At 71.3% G+C, this 17,153-nt stretch carries 13 protein-coding genes; 8 read left to right on the forward strand and 5 right to left on the reverse strand.

What is annotated here, in order from left to right; genetic code table 11:
• Positions 1 to 83: 83 nt before the first annotated feature.
• The 4 genes from CLV43_RS13685 to CLV43_RS13700 all read left to right on the forward strand — a co-directional run bounded on the left by CLV43_RS13685 (position 84) and on the right by CLV43_RS13700 (position 5,700).
• Entirely contained in the window at positions 84 to 878 is a 795-nt protein-coding gene (locus tag CLV43_RS13685; protein WP_106187457.1) for an SGNH/GDSL hydrolase family protein, read from the forward strand.
• A 119-nt stretch (positions 879 to 997) separates the two neighbouring features.
• Positions 998 to 2,602, forward strand: a complete 1,605-nt coding sequence (locus CLV43_RS13690) for a carboxyl transferase domain-containing protein (protein ID WP_106187458.1) — start codon at positions 998 to 1,000, stop codon at positions 2,600 to 2,602.
• 5 nt (positions 2,603 to 2,607) lie between these two features.
• Complete coding sequence (locus CLV43_RS13695; RefSeq protein ID WP_106187601.1) at positions 2,608 to 4,545, forward strand: acetyl/propionyl/methylcrotonyl-CoA carboxylase subunit alpha; 1,938 nt, start codon at positions 2,608 to 2,610, stop codon at positions 4,543 to 4,545.
• Positions 4,546 to 4,548: 3 nt separating this feature from the next.
• Entirely contained in the window at positions 4,549 to 5,700 is a 1,152-nt protein-coding gene (locus tag CLV43_RS13700; RefSeq protein ID WP_106187459.1) for an acyl-CoA dehydrogenase family protein, read from the forward strand.
• 51 nt (positions 5,701 to 5,751) lie between these two features.
• Here CLV43_RS13700 and CLV43_RS13705 read toward each other — a convergent pair whose 3' ends face one another.
• Positions 5,752 to 6,417 carry a maleylpyruvate isomerase N-terminal domain-containing protein gene (locus CLV43_RS13705; RefSeq protein ID WP_106187460.1) on the reverse strand — a complete coding sequence of 222 codons (666 nt, stop codon included), beginning with the start codon at positions 6,415 to 6,417 and terminating at the stop codon, positions 5,752 to 5,754.
• A gap of 2 nt (positions 6,418 to 6,419) precedes the next feature.
• On the reverse strand, positions 6,420 to 8,024 hold the full coding sequence (locus CLV43_RS13710) for an acyl-CoA dehydrogenase family protein (RefSeq protein WP_106187461.1): 1,605 nt from the start codon (positions 8,022 to 8,024) through the stop codon (positions 6,420 to 6,422).
• 112 nt (positions 8,025 to 8,136) lie between these two features.
• Between CLV43_RS13710 and CLV43_RS13715 the strand changes: the two genes are divergently transcribed.
• The 3 genes from CLV43_RS13715 (at position 8,137) to CLV43_RS13725 (ending at position 11,510) form a co-directional block, all read left to right on the forward strand.
• Positions 8,137 to 9,534 carry an FAD-binding oxidoreductase gene (locus CLV43_RS13715; RefSeq protein ID WP_106187462.1) on the forward strand — a complete coding sequence of 466 codons (1,398 nt, stop codon included), beginning with the start codon at positions 8,137 to 8,139 and terminating at the stop codon, positions 9,532 to 9,534.
• Positions 9,535 to 9,548: 14 nt separating this feature from the next.
• On the forward strand, positions 9,549 to 10,781 hold the full coding sequence (locus CLV43_RS13720) for an SAM-dependent methyltransferase (protein ID WP_106187463.1): 1,233 nt from the start codon (positions 9,549 to 9,551) through the stop codon (positions 10,779 to 10,781).
• Positions 10,782 to 10,907: 126 nt separating this feature from the next.
• Positions 10,908 to 11,510 (forward strand): dihydrofolate reductase family protein, encoded by a 603-nt coding sequence (locus tag CLV43_RS13725; protein WP_106187464.1) that lies wholly within the window; start codon positions 10,908 to 10,910, stop codon positions 11,508 to 11,510.
• 6 nt (positions 11,511 to 11,516) lie between these two features.
• On the opposite strand, the gene CLV43_RS13730 is transcribed toward CLV43_RS13725, so the two are convergent.
• Positions 11,517 to 12,521, reverse strand: coding sequence for an SDR family NAD(P)-dependent oxidoreductase (locus CLV43_RS13730; RefSeq protein WP_106187465.1), 1,005 nt, complete (start codon positions 12,519 to 12,521; stop codon positions 11,517 to 11,519).
• Between the two features lie 73 nt (positions 12,522 to 12,594).
• Here CLV43_RS13730 and CLV43_RS13735 point away from each other — a divergent pair, with 73 nt between their 5' ends.
• Complete coding sequence (locus CLV43_RS13735; protein WP_106187466.1) at positions 12,595 to 13,500, forward strand: AraC family transcriptional regulator; 906 nt, start codon at positions 12,595 to 12,597, stop codon at positions 13,498 to 13,500.
• Positions 13,501 to 13,841: 341 nt separating this feature from the next.
• On the opposite strand, the gene CLV43_RS13740 is transcribed toward CLV43_RS13735, so the two are convergent.
• Both CLV43_RS13740 and CLV43_RS13745 read right to left on the reverse strand, forming a co-directional pair.
• A complete protein-coding gene (locus CLV43_RS13740) occupies positions 13,842 to 14,705 on the reverse strand; it encodes a S1C family serine protease (protein ID WP_211304344.1) in 864 nt (287 codons plus the stop codon).
• Between the two features lie 65 nt (positions 14,706 to 14,770).
• Positions 14,771 to 16,912: a putative bifunctional diguanylate cyclase/phosphodiesterase gene (locus tag CLV43_RS13745; RefSeq protein ID WP_106187467.1), complete on the reverse strand. Its 2,142-nt coding sequence runs from the start codon at positions 16,910 to 16,912 to the stop codon at positions 14,771 to 14,773.
• Positions 16,913 to 17,153: the final 241 nt, after the last annotated feature.

Genomic DNA, 17,153 nt, shown 5'->3' on the forward strand with positions numbered 1-17,153 from the left:
CGCCCTATTTATATAGACATATCCCCTGGTAACACTTGATGTGCTTGGCATCACACCCTGCTTGACCCCCTGGGGAGACACCGATGCGCCCTGCCCGCTTGCTGCTCATCGCCGCCTTGGCCGCTGCCGCCGCCCTGTCGACGGCCCTGCCCGCGGCCGCCGCGCCCGCGGCGATCAACTACGTCGCCCTCGGCGACTCCTACTCCTCCGGTCTCGGCACCGGCACGTACATCTCGGGAAGCGGCAGCTGCAAGCGCAGCAACTACGCGTACCCGGCGCTCTGGGCCGCCGCCCACTCGGTCAGCACGTTCACCTTCGTGGCCTGCTCGGGCGCCAAGACGGGTGACGTGGTGGCCAACCAGGTGGCCTCGCTGAACTCCTCCACGACCCTCGCGAGCATCTCGATCGGTGGGAACGACGCCGGGTTCACCGACGTCATCACCACCTGCACCTTCGGGTCGGACCAGGACTGCGTGAACCGCACGAACACCGCCAAGGCCTACGCCCAGAACACCCTGCCGGGCCTGCTGGACAACGTGTACGGGCAGATCCGCGGCAAGGCGCCGTCCGCCAAGGTCGTCGTCCTGGGCTACCCGCGCATCTACAAGGTGCCCGGCTCGTGCAACGTCGGGCTCAGCGACACCAAGCGCGCGGCGATCAACTCCGCGTCCGACGTCCTGGCCACGGTCATCTCGGGCCGCGCGAGCGCCAGGTCGTTCACCTACCAGGACGTCCGCACGGCGTTCACCGGGCACGAGATCTGCTCCGGCGACTGGTGGCTCAACAGCCTCAGCTTCCCGGTGGACGAGTCCTACCACCCGAACCGGAACGGCCAGAAGCTCGGCTACCTGCCCGCGCTCACCGCCGCCACCGGCTGACGTCCGGCCAACCGCGGGGGCCGGGTCGACGACCCGGCCCCCTTCGTGTGGACGGGGTGGTTAACAAGCGCTAACATCCACGGTGGTTAACGACTGCTAACTACCGTCGCGAGGAGACCATGGACGCCCCGGTCCTGCGCACGACCGCCGACCTGTCCGGCGAGGCGTTCCAGCGGTACGCCAAGGAGCACACCACGCTCGTCGACGAGCTGCGCGCCAAGTTGGCGAAGGCGGCACGGGGCGGGCCGGAGAAGTCGCGGGAACGGCACGTGGCGCGCGGCAAGCTCCTCCCGCGCGACCGGGTCGACGCGCTGGTCGACCCCGGCTCGCCGTTCCTGGAGCTCTCGCCGCTGGCCGCCGACGGCCTGTACGGCGACGAGGCACCGGCCGCGGGCATCATCACCGGCGTCGGCCGGGTGTCCGGCCGCGAGTGCGTGGTCGTCGCGAACGACGCCACGGTCAAGGGCGGCACGTACTACCCGATGACCGTCAAGAAGCACCTGCGCGCCCAGGAGGTCGCGCTGCACAACAACCTCCCCTGCGTCTACCTGGTCGACTCGGGCGGCGCGTTCCTGCCCCGCCAGGACGAGGTGTTCCCCGACCGCGAGCACTTCGGCCGGATCTTCTTCAACCAGGCCACGATGTCCAGCCGCGGCATCCCGCAGATCGCCGCGGTGCTGGGGTCGTGCACAGCGGGCGGCGCGTACGTGCCCGCGATGAGCGACGAGGCCGTGATCGTCCGCGGCCAGGGCACGATCTTCCTGGGCGGTCCGCCGCTGGTGAAGGCCGCGACCGGCGAGGTCGTGACGGCCGAGGAGCTGGGCGGCGGCGACCTGCACTCGCGCACCTCCGGCGTCACCGACCACCTCGCGGACGACGACCAGCACGCGCTGCGGATCGTCCGGTCGATCATCGGCACCCTCGGCCCGCGCGCCGAGCGGCCGTGGACGCTGGAGCCGACCGAGGAGCCCGCGGTCGACCCGGCGCAGCTCTACGGCGTCGTGCCGACCGACAGCCGCACCCCCTACGACGTGCGCGAGGTGATCGCGCGGATCGTGGACGGCAGCCGGTTCCAGGAGTTCAAGAAGGAGTACGGCGCGACGCTGGTCACCGGCTTCGCCCGGATCCACGGGCACCCGGTCGGCATCGTCGCCAACAACGGCATCCTGTTCGGCGAGTCCGCCGTCAAGGGCGCGCACTTCGTCGAGCTGTGCGACCAGCGCTCGGTGCCGCTGGTGTTCCTGCAGAACATCAGCGGGTTCATGGTCGGCCGCGAGTACGAGGCGGGCGGCATCGCCAAGCACGGCGCCAAGATGGTCACGGCGGTCGCGTGCGCGCGGGTGCCGAAGTTCACCGTCGTCATCGGCGGCTCGTTCGGCGCGGGCAACTACTCGATGTGCGGCCGGGCGTACTCGCCGCGCTACCTCTGGATGTGGCCCAACGCCCGCATCTCCGTCATGGGCGGCGAGCAGGCGGCCTCGGTCCTGGCGACCGTGCGCCGCGACCAGCTCGGCGACGAGTGGTCGGCGGAGGACGAGGAGGCGTTCAAGGAGCCCATCCGCGCGCAGTACGAGGACCAGGGCAACCCGTACTACTCCACGGCCCGGCTGTGGGACGACGGCGTGATCGACCCGATGGACACCCGGACGGTGCTCGGGCTCGCGCTGTCGACGGCGGCGAACGCGCCGCTGGACCCGGTCTCCTACGGCATCTTCCGGATGTGAGCGGCATGTTCGACAGTGTGCTGGTGGCCAACCGCGGCGAGATCGCGGTCCGCGTGGTCAGGGCGTTGCGGCGCCTGGGGATCCGGTCGGTGGCCGTGTACAGCGACCCGGACGCCGACGCCCGGCACGTGCGCGAGGCGGACGCCGCCGTGCGCATCGGCCCGGCCTCGGCGCGGGAGAGCTACCTCTCGATCGAGCGGATCGTGGACGCCGCGGTGTCCTCGGGCGCGCAGGCCGTGCACCCCGGTTACGGCTTCCTGGCGGAGAACGCCGAGTTCGCCCGCGCGTGCGAGAAGGCGGGGCTGGTGTTCATCGGCCCGAGCCCGGACGCGATCGAGGCGATGGGCGACAAGATCCGCGCCAAGCTGACCGTGCGCGCGGCCGGTGTCCCGGTCGTGCCCGGCCGCACCGAGCCCGGCATGTCCGACGACGCCCTGGTCGACGCGGCCGCCGAGATCGGCTTCCCGGTGCTGCTCAAGCCGTCCGCGGGCGGTGGCGGCAAGGGCATGCGGCTGGTGCACGAGGAGTCGGCGCTGCGCGACGCGATCGAGTCGGCCCGCCGCGAGGCGCGCGGCTCGTTCGGCGACGACACGCTGCTCATCGAGCGGTTCGTCACCAACCCGCGGCACGTCGAGATCCAGGTGCTGGCCGACGCGCACGGCGGCGCCGTGCACCTCGGCGAGCGCGAGTGCAGCCTCCAGCGGCGGCACCAGAAGATCATCGAGGAGGCGCCGTCCCCGCTGCTCGACCCGGAGACCCGCGCGGCGATGGGGCGGGCGGCGGTGGACGCCGCGAAGTCCGTCGGCTACCTCGGCGCGGGCACGGTGGAGTTCATCGTCGACGGCGCGTCCGGCGACTACTTCTTCATGGAGATGAACACCCGCCTCCAGGTCGAGCACCCGGTCACCGAGCTGGTCACCGGCGTCGACCTGGTCGAGTGGCAGCTCAGGGTGGCCTGCGGCGAACCGCTGGACTTCACCGAGGTCCCGCTCGCCGGGCACGCGGTCGAGGCGCGCATCTACGCCGAGGACCCGGCCCGCGGGTTCCTGCCGACCGGTGGCGAGGTGCTGGCGCTGCACGAGCCGGACGACGTGCGGGTCGACTCGGCGCTCCAGGTGGGGCTGCGGGTCGGCAGCGACTACGACCCCATGCTGGCGAAGGTGATCGCGCACGGCCGCACCCGCGAGGAGGCGCTGCGCAAGCTGCACGCCGCGCTCGGCCGGACCGTGCTGCTCGGCGTCACCACGAACATCCCGTTCCTGCGCGCGCTGCTGTCCGATGTGGACGTCCGCGCCGGACGGCTGGACACCGGGCTGGTCGAGCGCAAGCTGGACGAGTTGGTGACCCACGACGTGCCGGACGAGGTGCTGGCCGCCGCCGCGCTCGAACGGCAGCTGGCGCTCGCGGGTCGCGGCACGGACCCGTGGGACCTCACCGGCGGCTGGCGGATCGGCGAGCACGCGTGGACCACCTGGCGGGTCGACGTCGCCGGACGGGACACCACCGAGGTGCGGGTCCGCGGCGACGAGGTCGCGGTGGGGCAGGCGGAACCGGTGCGCCTGCGGGCGGTGGTCCGCGACGGCGAGCTGGTCGTCGGCACCCGCCGCTACGCGATGGCCCGTGCCGGCCGGGTGCTGTGGCTCGGCGCCGAGGGCCGGTCGTGGGCGTTGACCGAGACCGAGCCGCTGGCCGCCGCGGGCGCGGGCAAGGCCGGTGCGGCCGGACCGGTCACCAGCCCGATGCCCGGCACCGTGCTGGTGGTCCGCGCCGCCGTCGGCGACGAGGTCGTCGCGAACCAGGCGTTGTTCGTGGTCGAGGCCATGAAGATGGAGCACACCGTCGTGGCACCCGTCGACGGCGTGCTCGCCGAAGTGAACGTCCAGGCGGGCCAACAGGTCGCGCTGGACCAGACCCTAGCCGTCGTCGTCCCCCACCAGGAGTGACCGATGTTGGACTTCCGCCTCGATGAGGAATACGAAGCGCTGCGCAAGACCGTCGAGGAGTTCGCCCGCGACGAGGTCGCCCCGGTCATCGGCGACCTCTACGAGCGCAACGAGTTCCCCTACGGGATCGTCGCCAAGATGGGCCGCATGGGCCTGTTCGGCCTGCCGTTCCCCGAGGAGCACGGCGGCATGGGCGGTGACTACTTCGCGCTCTGCCTGGCACTGGAGGAGCTGGCCCGCGTCGACTCCTCGGTCGCGATCACCCTGGAGGCGGGCGTCTCGCTCGGCACCATGCCGCTGTTCCGGTTCGGCACCGACGAGCAGCGCGCCCAGTGGCTGCCGCGGATGTGCACCGGCGAGGTGCTCGGCGCGTTCGGGCTGACCGAACCGGGCGGCGGCAGCGACGCGGGCGCCATGCGCACCACCGCGAGGCTGGAGGACGGGCACTGGGTCCTCAACGGCACCAAGGCGTTCATCACCAACTCCGGCACGGACATCACCGGGCTGGTCACGGTGGCCGCCGTCACCGGCACCAAGGAGAACGGCCGCAAGGAGATCTCCGCGATCATCGTGCCCGCCGGCACGCCGGGCTTCACCGTGTCGAAGAAGTACTCCAAGGTCGGCTGGAACGCCTCCGACACCCGCGAGCTGTCCTTCGCCGACTGCCGGGTGCCCGAGGCGAACCTGCTGGGCGAACGCGGCCGCGGCTACGCCCAGTTCCTCCAGACCCTGGACGAGGGCCGGATCGCCATCGCGGCCGTCGGCGTCGGGCTGGCGCAGGGCTGCGTCGACGAGAGCCTGCGCTACGTCGGCGAGCGCGAGGCGTTCGGGCACAAGATCGGCGAGTACCAGGCGATCAAGTTCAAGATCGCCGACATGGAGGTGCGCGCCTACAACGCCCGGCTGGCCTACTACGCCGCCGCGGCCAAGATGCTGCGCGGCGAGCCGTTCAAGAAGGAGGCCGCCATCGCGAAGCTGGTGTCCTCCGAGGCGGCGATGGACAACGCCCGCGAGGCCACCCAGATCTTCGGCGGCTACGGCTTCATGAACGAGTACCCGGTGGGCCGGTTCTACCGCGACGCCAAGATCCTGGAGATCGGCGAGGGCACCAGCGAGGTCCAGCGCATGCTCATCGCGCGCGAGCTGGGGCTGTGACCCGCGCGGGTCGAACCCCCGGCACGGGGTGTCCGGGGTTCGACCCGCGGGTCACGTGGCGTTCATCGCGGTGGTGAGCAGTCGCTTGACCTGGGCGATCCGCTGGAGGTCGCCGCTGACCGACACGTCCCCGCCCCGGTTGTAGAGCCACAGCAGCACCGCGCCCGGCGCGCCCCGCACGGTGGCGTCGGCGTTCTCCGCGTCGACGGGTGCGACGTCGACGCCGAGCGGGTGCACGTCGACCCGCCAGTCGGCGACCCGCAGCCAGTGCGCGCCCCACTCGGTCAGGTCGGCCGCGTAGTCCTGCGGCCAGGTGTGCGTCTCCCGGCGCAGGAACACGTCCAGCATCTCGCCGATCGCGTCGACGGCGAAGTCCTCCGGGAACGGAGTGAGCGGGGCGCCGAGGGCGAGTTCGGCGTCGAACCGGTGGATCGCGGCCTCCTGGGCCATCCGGCGGATCCAGAAGCGGTCCGGACGTTCGGCGAACGCCGCAACGAGAGCGCCGTAGGCGTGGTCCAGCGTGGCGACCGGGGTGAGGTCCGCGGGCTCGGACTCCTTGCCGACCACGGTGCGGAAACCGCGCGCTACGTGCTCCACGAGGTCGCGCACCGACCAGGCGGGGCAGGTGGGCACGGGCACGTCGAGGTCGCCGCCCGCCAGCACGCGCAGGCGGCGGACCTCGTCCGCGAGGATGTCGAGCAGCCGGGAGCTGTCCACGGTCAAGGCTTCGACAGGCCGCGCTCGATGATCGCGCCGGTGTCCACGCCGCGCGGCAGCGTGCCGAACGCGACACCCCAGTCGCCCGCGAGCCGGGAGGCGCAGAACGCGTCCGCGACGGCCGGGTGGCCGAACCGGACGAGCAGGGATCCCTGCAACGCCAACGCCATCCGCTCGACCAGCCGCCGGGCGCGCAGCTCGACGTCGGCGGTGTCCGCCAGCTCGGTCTTCAGGCCGTCGACCGCCGCGTCCAGCCGGTGGTCGGCGCCGCGCGCGGAGTCCAGCTCCTCGAAGAACGCCTGCACGGTCTCGGGCTCGCGGCCCATGGCGCGCAGCACGTCGAGCGCGGCCACGTTGCCCGAACCCTCCCAGATGGACAGCAACGGGGCCTCCCGGTACAACCGGGGCATACCGGACTCCTCGATGTACCCGTTGCCGCCCAGGCACTCCAGCGCCTCGGCCGCGTGCGCGGGCCCGCGCTTGCACACCCAGTACTTGGTCACCGCCAGCGCGAGCCTGCGGAACGCGCCGGACGCGCCCGCGAGGTGCAGGCCGACCGTGGTGGCCGCCTCGGACTCGACCGCCAGGTCCGCGAGGACGTTGCGCATCAGCGGCTGGTCGACCAGGTAGCAGCCGAACGCCTTGCGGTGCGCGGCGTGGTGGGCGGCCTGGGTCAGGCCGAAGCGCATCCCGGACGCGGTGCCGACCACGCAGTCCAGCCGGGTCGTGTTGACCATCTCGATGATGGTCCGCACTCCCCGGCCCTCTTCGCCGACCAGCCAGCCGACCGCGCCGTCGTACTCCAGCTCCGCGGACGCGTTGGACTTGTTGCCGAGCTTGTCCTTGAGGCGCTGCAACGAGATCGCGTTGCGGGTGCCGTCGGGCAGGACCCTGGGCAGCAGGAAGCACGACAGCCCGCCGGGCGCCTGCGCCAGGGTGAGGAACAGGTCGGACATCGGGGCGGAGGTGAACCACTTGTGCCCGGTCAGCAGGAACGCGCCGTCGCCCGCCGGACGGGCGGTGGTGGTGTTCGCGCGGACGTCCGAGCCGCCCTGCTTCTCGGTCATCGACATGCCCGCGATCAGGCCGCGCTTGCCCTCCGGGGCGCGCAGGCCGAAGTCGTACTCCCTGGAGGCGAGCAGCGGCTCGAACCGCTCCGCCAGCTCGGGGGTGGTGCGCAGGGCCGGCACGGCGGCGTAGGTCATCGAGATCGGGCAGCCGTGGCCCGCCTCGGCCTGGTTCCACACGTACATCTTCGCCGCGCGCGCGAGGTGCGCGCCGGGCCGGTCGTCGCGCCACGGTGCCGCGTGCAGGCCGTGACCGACCGCGGTCTCCATCAGCCGGTGCCACGCCGGGTGGAACTCGACCTCGTCGACCCGGTGGCCGTACCGGTCGTGGGTGCGCAGCACCGGCGGGTTCTCGTTCGCCTGCCGCGCGAGGTCCGCGGTCTCCGGCAGCCCGGCGAGCCTGCCGAGCTCGTGCACCTCCGGCTCGGCCCAGCCCGCGCCGCCGCGGTGCAGCGCGTCCAGCAGTGCGGGGTCGGCCGCGACGTCGTGACCGGACAGCGGGGGCACCTGGTTCGTGACCTCGTGTGTGGCGTGCGTCATGCGGACAGGGTAGTCCGACTTCTACTCGTCGGTAATGTCCGGTTCTTCGTTGCTCGGAGGTTTCGCTCGACCACTGTGTGGGATTGGACCGCACCAGTCGGGTGATTTGGGGATGCCGAGAACGATTGATCGGCCTAACGTCGGACCTGTGAGCAGCCACCCTGCGCAGGCGGCTCCGCCAGGAGCCCACCTCGAGGCCGTCACGGCACTGCGCCAGCAGTACGCCGCGATCCCCGCGGGCAGTCCCGTGCGCCTCGCCAAGCCCACCTCCAACCTCTTCCGATTCCGCCAGGACCAGTCGGGCGGGCTCGACGTCGCCCGGTTCGACCGGGTCCTGTCGGTCGACCCCGAGGCCCGCACCGCCCAGGTGCAGGGCATGACCACCTACGAGGACCTGGTCGACGCGACCCTCCCGCACGGGCTGATGCCGCTCGTCGTCCCGCAGCTCAAGACGATCACCCTGGGCGGCGCGGTGGCCGGGCTCGGCATCGAGTCCAGCTCCTTCCGCAACGGGCTCCCGCACGAGTCCGTGACGGAGCTGGAGGTGCTGACCGGCGACGGCGAGGTGGTCGTCGTCCACCCGGAAGACCCGCTGTTCCGGGGTTTCCCCAACTCCTACGGCACGCTCGGCTACGCGCTGCGGCTCGAGATCGAGCTGGAGCCGGTCAAGCCGTTCGTCCGGTTGCGGCACGTCCCGTTCGGCGACGCGCGCGAGTGCGCCGAGGTGATCGCGGGCGTCTGCGCGGACGGCGAGTACCAGGGCGAGCGGGTCGACTTCGTCGACGGCACGGTGTTCGGCGGCACGGAGATGTACCTGACGCTGGCCGACTTCGTCGACGAGGCGCCGGGCACGTCGGACTACACCGGCGACCGGATCTACTACCGCTCGATCCAGGCCCGCCGGACCGACCACCTGACCGTGCGCGACTACATCTGGCGCTGGGACACCGACTGGTTCTGGTGCTCGCGGGCGTTCGGCGCGCAGCAGCCGCTGGTGCGCAAGCTGTGGCCCAAGCGCTACCTGCGGTCCGATGTCTACCGGAAGATCGTCGCGTTCGACCGCAGGCACGGCATCAGCGACCGGCTCTCGAAGGCGGTCCAGGAGCCGGTCATCCAGGACGTGGAGATCCCGGTCGACAAGCTGCCGGAGTTCCTCGACTTCTTCGAGCGCGAGGTCGGGATCAGCCCGGTGTGGCTGTGCCCGGTCCGCCTGCGCGACCGCGCGGGCTGGCCGCTCTACCCGATGGACGCGGAGACCCTGTACGTCAACGTCGGCTTCTGGTCGACCGTGTCGCTGCGTCCGGGGGAGGAGATGGGCAGCCGCAACAGGTCGATCGAGGCGAAGGTGTCCGAGCTGGGTGGGCACAAGTCGCTGTACTCCGACTCCTACTACGAGGAGTCGGAGTTCTGGCAGCACTACAACGGCGAGGCCTACCTGGCCTTGAAGGGGCGGTACGACAAGGGGAGTCGACTCCCCGGCCTGTACGCCAAGTGTGTTCTCCGAAGGTGAAAGGAGCCGGGGTCATGCGGTTGGCGGAGGTGTTCCAATCGGTGGTCGGCAGTGACCAAGCCGTCGAGTTCAGCGCGTACGACGGCAGTCACGCGGGCCCCGAGGGGGCAGGGGTGCGCATCGAGGTGCGCACGCCGATGGCGTTGTCCTACCTGGCTTCCGCGCCAGGCGAGCTCGGGCTGGCCCGCGCTTACGTGACGGGCAACCTGGAGATCATCGGCGACGTGCACGGTGCGCTCGCGCACCTGTCGGAGCTGAGCCTGAGCGAGGTGCCGTGGTCGCAGCGGCTCAACCTGCTCGCACTGCTGGGCAAGGTGCGGGTGAACAACAGGGTGGAGGTGCCCGCGCAGGAACGGCGCCTGCACGGCATGCGCCACTCGAAGGCGCGCGACCGCGAGGCCATCGCGCACCACTACGACGTGGGCAACAAGTTCTACGAGTGGGTCCTCGGCCCGTCGATGGCCTACACCTGCGCGGTGTACCCGGAGGCGGACTCGACCCTAGAGGAAGCCCAGTTCGCCAAGCACGACCTCGTGGCCAGGAAGCTCGGCCTCAAGGAGGGCATGCGGCTGCTCGACGTCGGCTGCGGCTGGGGCGGCATGGTGATGCACGCCGCCAAGCACTACGGCGTCCGCGCGGTCGGCGTCACGCTGTCGCGCAACCAGGCCGAGTGGGCCCAGAAGGCGATCGTCGAGGCCGGGCTGTCGGAGCTGGCCGAGGTCCGCTTCCTGGACTACCGCGACGTCCGCGAGGAGGGCTTCGACGCCATCAGCTCCATCGGCCTGACCGAGCACATCGGCAAGGCCAAGCTGCCCGCCTACTTCCGCTCCCTGTACGGGAAGCTGAAGCCCGGCGGCCGGATGCTCAACCACTGCATCACCCGGCCCAACAACCTCCAGCGGGCGCGCACGGGCGGCTTCATCGACCGGTACGTGTTCCCCGACGGCGAGCTGGTCGGGCCCGGCCACATCGTGTCGCTGATGCACGACACCGGGTTCGAGGTGCGGCACGAGGAGAACATCCGGGAGCACTACGCGCTCACGCTGGCCGCGTGGGGCCGCAACCTGGACGACCACTGGGACGAGGCGGTGGCCGAGGTCGGCGAGGCGCGGGCCCGCGTGTGGCGGCTGTACCTGGCCGCCAGCAGGCTCGGGTTCGACCGGAACAACATCCAGCTGCACCAGGTGCTCGGCGTGAAGCTCAAGGGGACGCAGTCCGGCATGCCGTTGAGGCCGGACTGGGCCTGAGCACATCCGGTTCGGCGACGGGCCGCTCCCTGCCGGGGGCGGCCCGTTCCCGTGTCGCGATGAGTTCCCGGCGGCGCCGCTGTCCAAGTACCGAAGGACTTCGCGGGCGTTCGCAGAGGAGGAGCCATGGGTTCGGTCGTCGTGGACCTGAGCATGTCGTTGGACGGGTTCATCGCGGGCAGCGGGGACGGGCCGTCGAGCCCGCTCGGGCGCGGCGGGGAGGCGCTGTTCCGGTGGATGTCCGCCGGGCCCGAGGAGAACCGGGTCGAAAGCCGGCTCTCGCCGCCGGACGCGAGCAAGGCGGTGGTGGACGAGTGGATGACCGAGGGCGGGGCGATCATCAGCGGCCGCCGGACGTTCGACATCGCCGGTGGCTGGAAGGACGGCCACCCCGTCGACGTGCCGATCTTCGTGGTGACGCACGAGGCGCCCACGAGCGGGCAGTGGAGCCCGCGGGTCAGCTTCGTGACCGACGGGCTGGACCACGCCCTCGAACTCGCGCAGGAGGCCGCCGGGGACCGGACGGTGGCGATCTCCGGCGCGAGCCCCGCCCAGCAGCTGCTGCGGGCGGGGAAGCTGGACGAGATCCAGGTGAGCCTGGTGCCCGTGCTGCTCGGCGGCGGCGTGCGGCTGCTGGAGCACTTCGGCGACGAACCCGTGCAGCTGGAGCAGGTTCGGGTCGTGGAGTCGGAGGGCGTCACGCACCTGAGGTACCGGGTGGTGCGTTGAGCACGGTCAGCCCTTGACGAGCTGTTCGCTCAGCTCCCACAGCCGTCGGGCGGAGTCGGGGTCGACGGAGTGGGGGACGACCTCGGACGGGACGGTCTTCTCGGTGGTGAGGTCGATGGGGCGCGGGGTGTCCATCGGGGAGATGTCGTTGTCCTTCAGGTAGACACCGCCGATGTCGGCGAGCAGCGGGCTGGTCGCGGCGAACACGCTGGTGCTGGCGCCCTGCTGCACGGTCTTCATCCCGCGCTCGGGGGCGATGATCGGGCGCCCGTCCTCGTCGACGAGGCCCATGGCCCGGCGCTGATCCGCCGTCACCGCGCGCCCGTCCTCCGATCGGGACGGTCCCAGGTCGGTGCCGATGATGACGCCGGGGTGCACGGCGTAGCCGCGGATCCCCTCGTCGGCGTAGCGGCGGTCCAGCTCCACGGCGAACAGGACGTTGGCGGTCTTGGACTGGGCGTAGGCCAGCATCGGGTCGTAGCCGGTGGTGAACTGCGGGTCGTCCCAGCGGAAGTCGGCCACCCGCTGGGCGCCGGACGACAGCGTGACGACCCGTGCGCCGTGCGCGGCGCGCAGCGCGGGCAGCAGGGCGAGGGTCAGCTGGAAGTGGCCGAGGTGGTTGGTCGCGAACTGCGACTCGTACCCGCGCGCGTCCCGGAGCAGCGGGCCGCCCATGATGCCCGCGTTGTTGAGCAGGACGTGCAGCGGGCGACCGGAGTCGAGGTAGCGGGCCGCGAACGCCTCGATCGACCCGGGGTCGAGCAGGTCCAGCCGGTAGGTCTCCACGCGCTCGATGCCTGCCAGCGCGGCGGCCGCCGCTTCGGGGTCGCGCGAGCCGACGGTGATGGACGCGCCCGCCGCGCTGAGCGCGCGGGTGGTCTCCAGGCCGAGCCCGACGTGGCCGCCGGTGATGACGACGTTCCGGCCCGACAGGTCGACGCCCCGCAGGACGTCGTCGGCGGTGGACGCCGCGGTGAAACCGGAACCGAGGGGGTGCTGTTTGTGGGTCACACGGCAAAGCTAGGCGCGGTCGGCCGTCCTTTGAATGATTGACGATCCGCTTTTCTTGCTCAAGAGTACGGGCATGGCCGGTGATCAGCTGTCCCAGGTGTTCGACCTCGTCGAGGTCCGCGGTGTGGTGTCCGGCGGGCTCGTGGTGCGCGGCCCGTGGGTGTCGAGCGCGGCCGTCGACTCCTCGCTGAAGTTCTGCGCGGTCGTCGCGGGCCGCGCCCGGCTGTCCGTCGACGGCCTCGCCGAGCCCGTCGACCTGGAGTCGGGCGACGTCGCCGTCCTGACCAACCGCACCTGGCTGCGCGTCGAAGGCGGCATCGGCGACGGACCGCCCCAAGAGGTCGTGCCGGACTGGGACTTCACCACCGACCGCGCCCTCGACCTCTCCTCCGACGACGTCCTCATCGGCGGCCACGTCGACCTCGACCCGGCGGGCGAGGAACTGCTGCTGCGCGCACTGCCGCCGGTCGCGCACGTGCGGTCGTCGGGGCGGTCGGGGGCGAACCTGCGGGGAAGCCTGTACCGGCTGTTCGACGAGATGGCGGCGAACCGGATGGGAGCCTCGTTCGCGATCCGGCAGCACTGCCAACTCCTGCTGCTGGAAGTGATGCGGGCCTACGTGGGACAGGCGGACCTGCCCGCGGGATGGCTGAGGATGCTGGCGGACGAACGGCTGCGGCCCGCGGTGCGGCTGATGCACGAAGAACCGGGAAGGCCCTGGGGGCTGGAGGAACTGGCGCGGGCGGCGGCGATGTCGCGGACGACGTTCGCGGAGAGGTTCCGGGTGGTGGGAGGGGTGCCGCCGCTGACGTACCTGAACCGGTGGCGGATGTTGTTGGCGCGGAAGGCTTTGCGGGGAGGGGATGTGAGGGTGGGGGCGTTGGCGGTGGAGTTGGGGTATGGGTCGGAGAGTGCGTTCAGTACGGCGTTCAAGAGGGAGGTGGGGGTGTCGCCGTTGGGGTATCGGAGGGGGGTGTAGAGGGTTGGGGCGGCTTGGTCTGGTTCGTACGGGGTTCTTGGTTGCGTGGGTGGGTGTGGTCGATTTGACTTGGGGCCCCTCTTTTTGGGCCTCGTCGGGCGAAAAAGGGCAGGTGGTAGAGCTTGCCCGCCGACTCATTGTAGGCCCAAAAACCCCAAGTAAAATCGACCACGGTTGGGTGCTTTTGTTGCGTGCCAGCGGGTTTGGGGTGGTTTGGGGGGTGCTTTGAGCTGCCTTGAGCTGCCTTGAGCTGGCTTGTGGTGCTGTGGGGTGCTTTGGGGTGCTTCGTACGTGAGACCGGCGGTCGCCTGGGGGCGGCCGCCGGTGGTGGGTGGGGTGGGTTAGTTGGCGGAGGCGACCAGTTGGTTGGCGATCTGGGTGGCCTGGTTGCTGGGGATGGAGAAGCCGATGCCGACGCTGCCTGCTTGGTCGGAGGCGGTCGCGGGGGAGTAGATGGCGGAGTTGATGCCGATCACCTGGCCCGAGGAGTTGATGAGCGGGCCGCCGGAGTTGCCGGGGTTGATGGAGGCGTCGGTCTGGATGGCCTGGTAGCTGGTGCCGGCGGAGCGGCGGGTCTCGCCGGCGATGTTGACGGTGCGGTCGAGGGCGCTGACGATGCCGGAGGTGACGGTGCCCTGGAGGCCTTCCGGGGAGCCGATGGCGACGACCTGGTCGCCGACGGCGACGGTGGAGGAGTCGCCGAAGGTGGCGGGGGTCAGGCCGGAGGCGCCGGTGAGCTTGAGGACCGCCAGGTCGCTGTTGGGGTCGGCGCCGATGACGGAGGCGGCGTACTCCTTGCCGTCGTTGGTGGTCACGGAGATCTGCTGGGCGCCGGAGATCACGTGGTTGTTGGTGAGGATCCTGCCGTCGGCGCTGAGCACCACACCGGACCCGATGCCGCTGCCCTGCGCGGCGGTCATGTCGACCTGCACGACGCTGGGGAGCACGGAGGAGGCGATGGCGCTGACGTCCTCTGTGGACGAACCGGTGGAGGTCTTCGCGATCGTGGAGCTGGTCACGGTGGCGTTGACGGCGGTCGGGACGGCGGCGGCCCCGATGAGTCCACCGGCGGTGCCGGCGACCACGGCCGCGGCGAACGCCGCGGCGGTCAGCTTGGTGGACGTGCGGCGCCAGAACCCCGGCGCCTTGGCCTCGTCGTCCAACGACCCGCTCATCGCGGGGAAGCCCTGTCGCATCTCGGTCATGGCTCCACTGTGCCGCCGCCAGTTGTGAGGAACCTGAGCGAACACCCAGGACTTGCCAAGAAGAATCAGCCCGCGAGCACCGCCCGGATGGCGGCGGCGTCGACGGCCTCGCCGAAGAGCGGGCCCTGGGCGAAGGTGACGCCGAGCTCGGCCAGGCGCAGGGCGACGGTCTCGTCGTGGACGCCGTCGGCGAGCAGGGGCTTGCGCAGGACGCCCGACCAGCGGATCAGCGACGTCGCCGCGCTCTCGTCGACGAGGTTCGCGCCGCCGGCGAGGGCGGAGACGATGGAGCCCGCGAACTTGATGCCGTGCAACGGGATCTCGCGCACGCGCTTGCTGGTGACGGCGCCGCCCGTCAGCTGGTCCAGCACCAGGCGGACGCCGCGGCTCGAGAGGATGTCCAGCTCGTCGGCCTGCTCGTCGGTGATGATCGCGGGCAGCGTCTCGTGCAGCTCGAACTGGAGCAGCTTCGGCGGCACGCCGGTGCGCTGGAGCAGCCCGCCGATCTCGGCGACCAGCTCGGGCTCCTGGCAGTGCCGGGCGATGAGGTCCACGCTCATCAGCGGTGCCGCGTCGCCGAACTCGGCGTACCAGCGGCCCGCGTCCTCGCACGCGCGCTCCAGGACCCAGCGGCTCAGCCGCATCACCATGCCGGTGCTGGTGGTCAGCGGCATGAACTGGTCGGGGTCGAGCACCCCGCGGTCGGGGTGGTCCCAGCGCAGCTTCGCCTCCACCGCGACCAGCGCCCGGTCGGACAGGCGGACCACGGGCTGGTAGTCGACCCGGAACTCGCCCAGCTCCAGACCGCCGGGGATGGAGGCGGCGAGCACGCACATGTCCCGGTCGCGCAGGTCGCGCTCGCGGTCGTAGAGCGCCCACTGCGCCTTGCCGTCCGCCTTGGCCCAGCCGAGCGTGATGTCCGCGCAGCGCAGCAGCTCCGAGGCGTCGGCGCCGCGCGACCGGCGGGCGACCACGCCGACGCTGGCCGTCACGGCGATGCCGTGCGCCTCGACGTAGACCGGCTCGGCCAGCAGCTCCAGCGCGTTCTCCACCAGGACGATCACCGAGCGGGTGTCCTTGGGGTCCCTGACCAGCACGCCGAACTCGTCGGGGCCGATCCGGGCGACCTGGCCGACGCCGTCGAACACCGCGCGCAGGTGGTTCGCGACCTCCACCAGGATCCGGTTGCCCACGTCGTGGCCGAACGCGTCGTTGACGACCCGGAACCCGTCGATGTCGAAGTGCGCGAGCACGATGGTGTCCGGGCCCTTGCTGCCCGCGGCGTTCTCCAACCAGCCGAGGTACTGCGCCCGGTTGGCCAGACCGGTCTGCACGTCGTGCAGGCTCTGCCGGACCAGCTGCGTCTGCAGCGCGCGCAGCTCGTTCATGTTCTCGATCATCGCCACGTAGTACGCGGGCTCGCCGGCGGGCGTGCGCACCAGCGAGAGCGCGAGCAGGACCTCGACGACCTCGCCGTCGTGGCGCAGCATCCGGCGCTCGCCGCGCAGGTGGTCGACCTCGCCGGAGGCGAGCTGGTCGACGGCCAGCGCCAGCGACGCCCGGTCGTCGGGGTGCATCAGCGAGCCCGCGGTGAGCTTGCGCAGGTCGGCCGCCGGGTGGCGCAGCAGGCCGACCAGCGCCTCGTTGAAGTCGAGCAGGTGGTCGTCCAGGCCGATCACGGCGATGCTGACGGCGGAGGAGTTGAACACCGCCCGGAACTTCGTCTCGCTGTCGTGCTGCGCCTGCTGGGCGCGGCGGGTCGCGATGACGGCGGCGGTCTTGCTCAGCTCCTGCTGGTCGAGCGTGCGGTCGCGCAGCCCGTCGCTGAACCCGGCGGCCAGCGAGCCCAGCAGCCGCATCAGCCTGCCGTTCCACGACGCGGGCAGGTGGAAGTGGGTGAGCAGGTGCTCGCCGACGAACGCGACCGAGCGCTCCAGGGTCTCCGAGGCGATGAAGTCGTGCTCGACCATCGCCCGGCCGATCCGACGGGCGTGCTCGGGGTCCTCGGGGTCGGCGGAGATGGCCTTCAGCAGCTGCGTGGTGAGCGCGGCGAGCAGCTGTTCGAGCTCCGGGCGCGAGATGTTCGCGAGCACCGTGGCGGAGATCAGGGCGGTCCAGCGGTGCGCGAAGTCCTCTCGGACGAGCGGGAACTCGTCGAGCGCGGTGCCGGGATCGGGAGTCGCCCCCGAGTGGTCGACCATCGCCATTCAGACCCGCTGACCATTTGTGGAATGAAGACCGGTCGTTCCACGGGAACGGCAGGTGCGCACGTCGTGGCTGACTCCTCGCCGAGCGCTGTGCACTGACGCTCCCATTTCACTCGTTCGGGGCTCGCGGGCGGTGCGGGAAGGCAGGTCGACCGCCCCGCGCCGTTCGCGGCACACTCCGTCATAGTCCGCTGGCTCCGGGTGAGCTTACTGACCTGGGTGTGCGTACCCAACCCGAGCA

Origin of the sequence: Umezawaea tangerina, from assembly GCF_003002815.1 — a bacterium.
GTDB classification, from domain to species: domain Bacteria; phylum Actinomycetota; class Actinomycetes; order Mycobacteriales; family Pseudonocardiaceae; genus Umezawaea; species Umezawaea tangerina.

Coding starts and splice junctions, on each gene's coding strand:
- CLV43_RS13685 (WP_106187457.1), top strand. CDS start 84: ATGCGCCCTGCCCGCTTGCTGCTCATCGCCGCCTTGGCCGCTGCCGCC.
- CLV43_RS13690 (WP_106187458.1), top strand. CDS start 998: ATGGACGCCCCGGTCCTGCGCACGACCGCCGACCTGTCCGGCGAGGCG.
- CLV43_RS13695 (WP_106187601.1), top strand. CDS start 2,608: ATGTTCGACAGTGTGCTGGTGGCCAACCGCGGCGAGATCGCGGTCCGC.
- CLV43_RS13700 (WP_106187459.1), top strand. CDS start 4,549: ATGTTGGACTTCCGCCTCGATGAGGAATACGAAGCGCTGCGCAAGACC.
- CLV43_RS13710 (WP_106187461.1), bottom strand. CDS start 8,024: ATGACGCACGCCACACACGAGGTCACGAACCAGGTGCCCCCGCTGTCC.
- CLV43_RS13715 (WP_106187462.1), top strand. CDS start 8,137: ATGCCGAGAACGATTGATCGGCCTAACGTCGGACCTGTGAGCAGCCAC.
- CLV43_RS13720 (WP_106187463.1), top strand. CDS start 9,549: ATGCGGTTGGCGGAGGTGTTCCAATCGGTGGTCGGCAGTGACCAAGCC.
- CLV43_RS13725 (WP_106187464.1), top strand. CDS start 10,908: ATGGGTTCGGTCGTCGTGGACCTGAGCATGTCGTTGGACGGGTTCATC.
- CLV43_RS13735 (WP_106187466.1), top strand. CDS start 12,595: ATGGCCGGTGATCAGCTGTCCCAGGTGTTCGACCTCGTCGAGGTCCGC.
- CLV43_RS13740 (WP_211304344.1), bottom strand. CDS start 14,705: ATGACCGAGATGCGACAGGGCTTCCCCGCGATGAGCGGGTCGTTGGAC.
- CLV43_RS13745 (WP_106187467.1), bottom strand. CDS start 16,912: ATGGCGATGGTCGACCACTCGGGGGCGACTCCCGATCCCGGCACCGCG.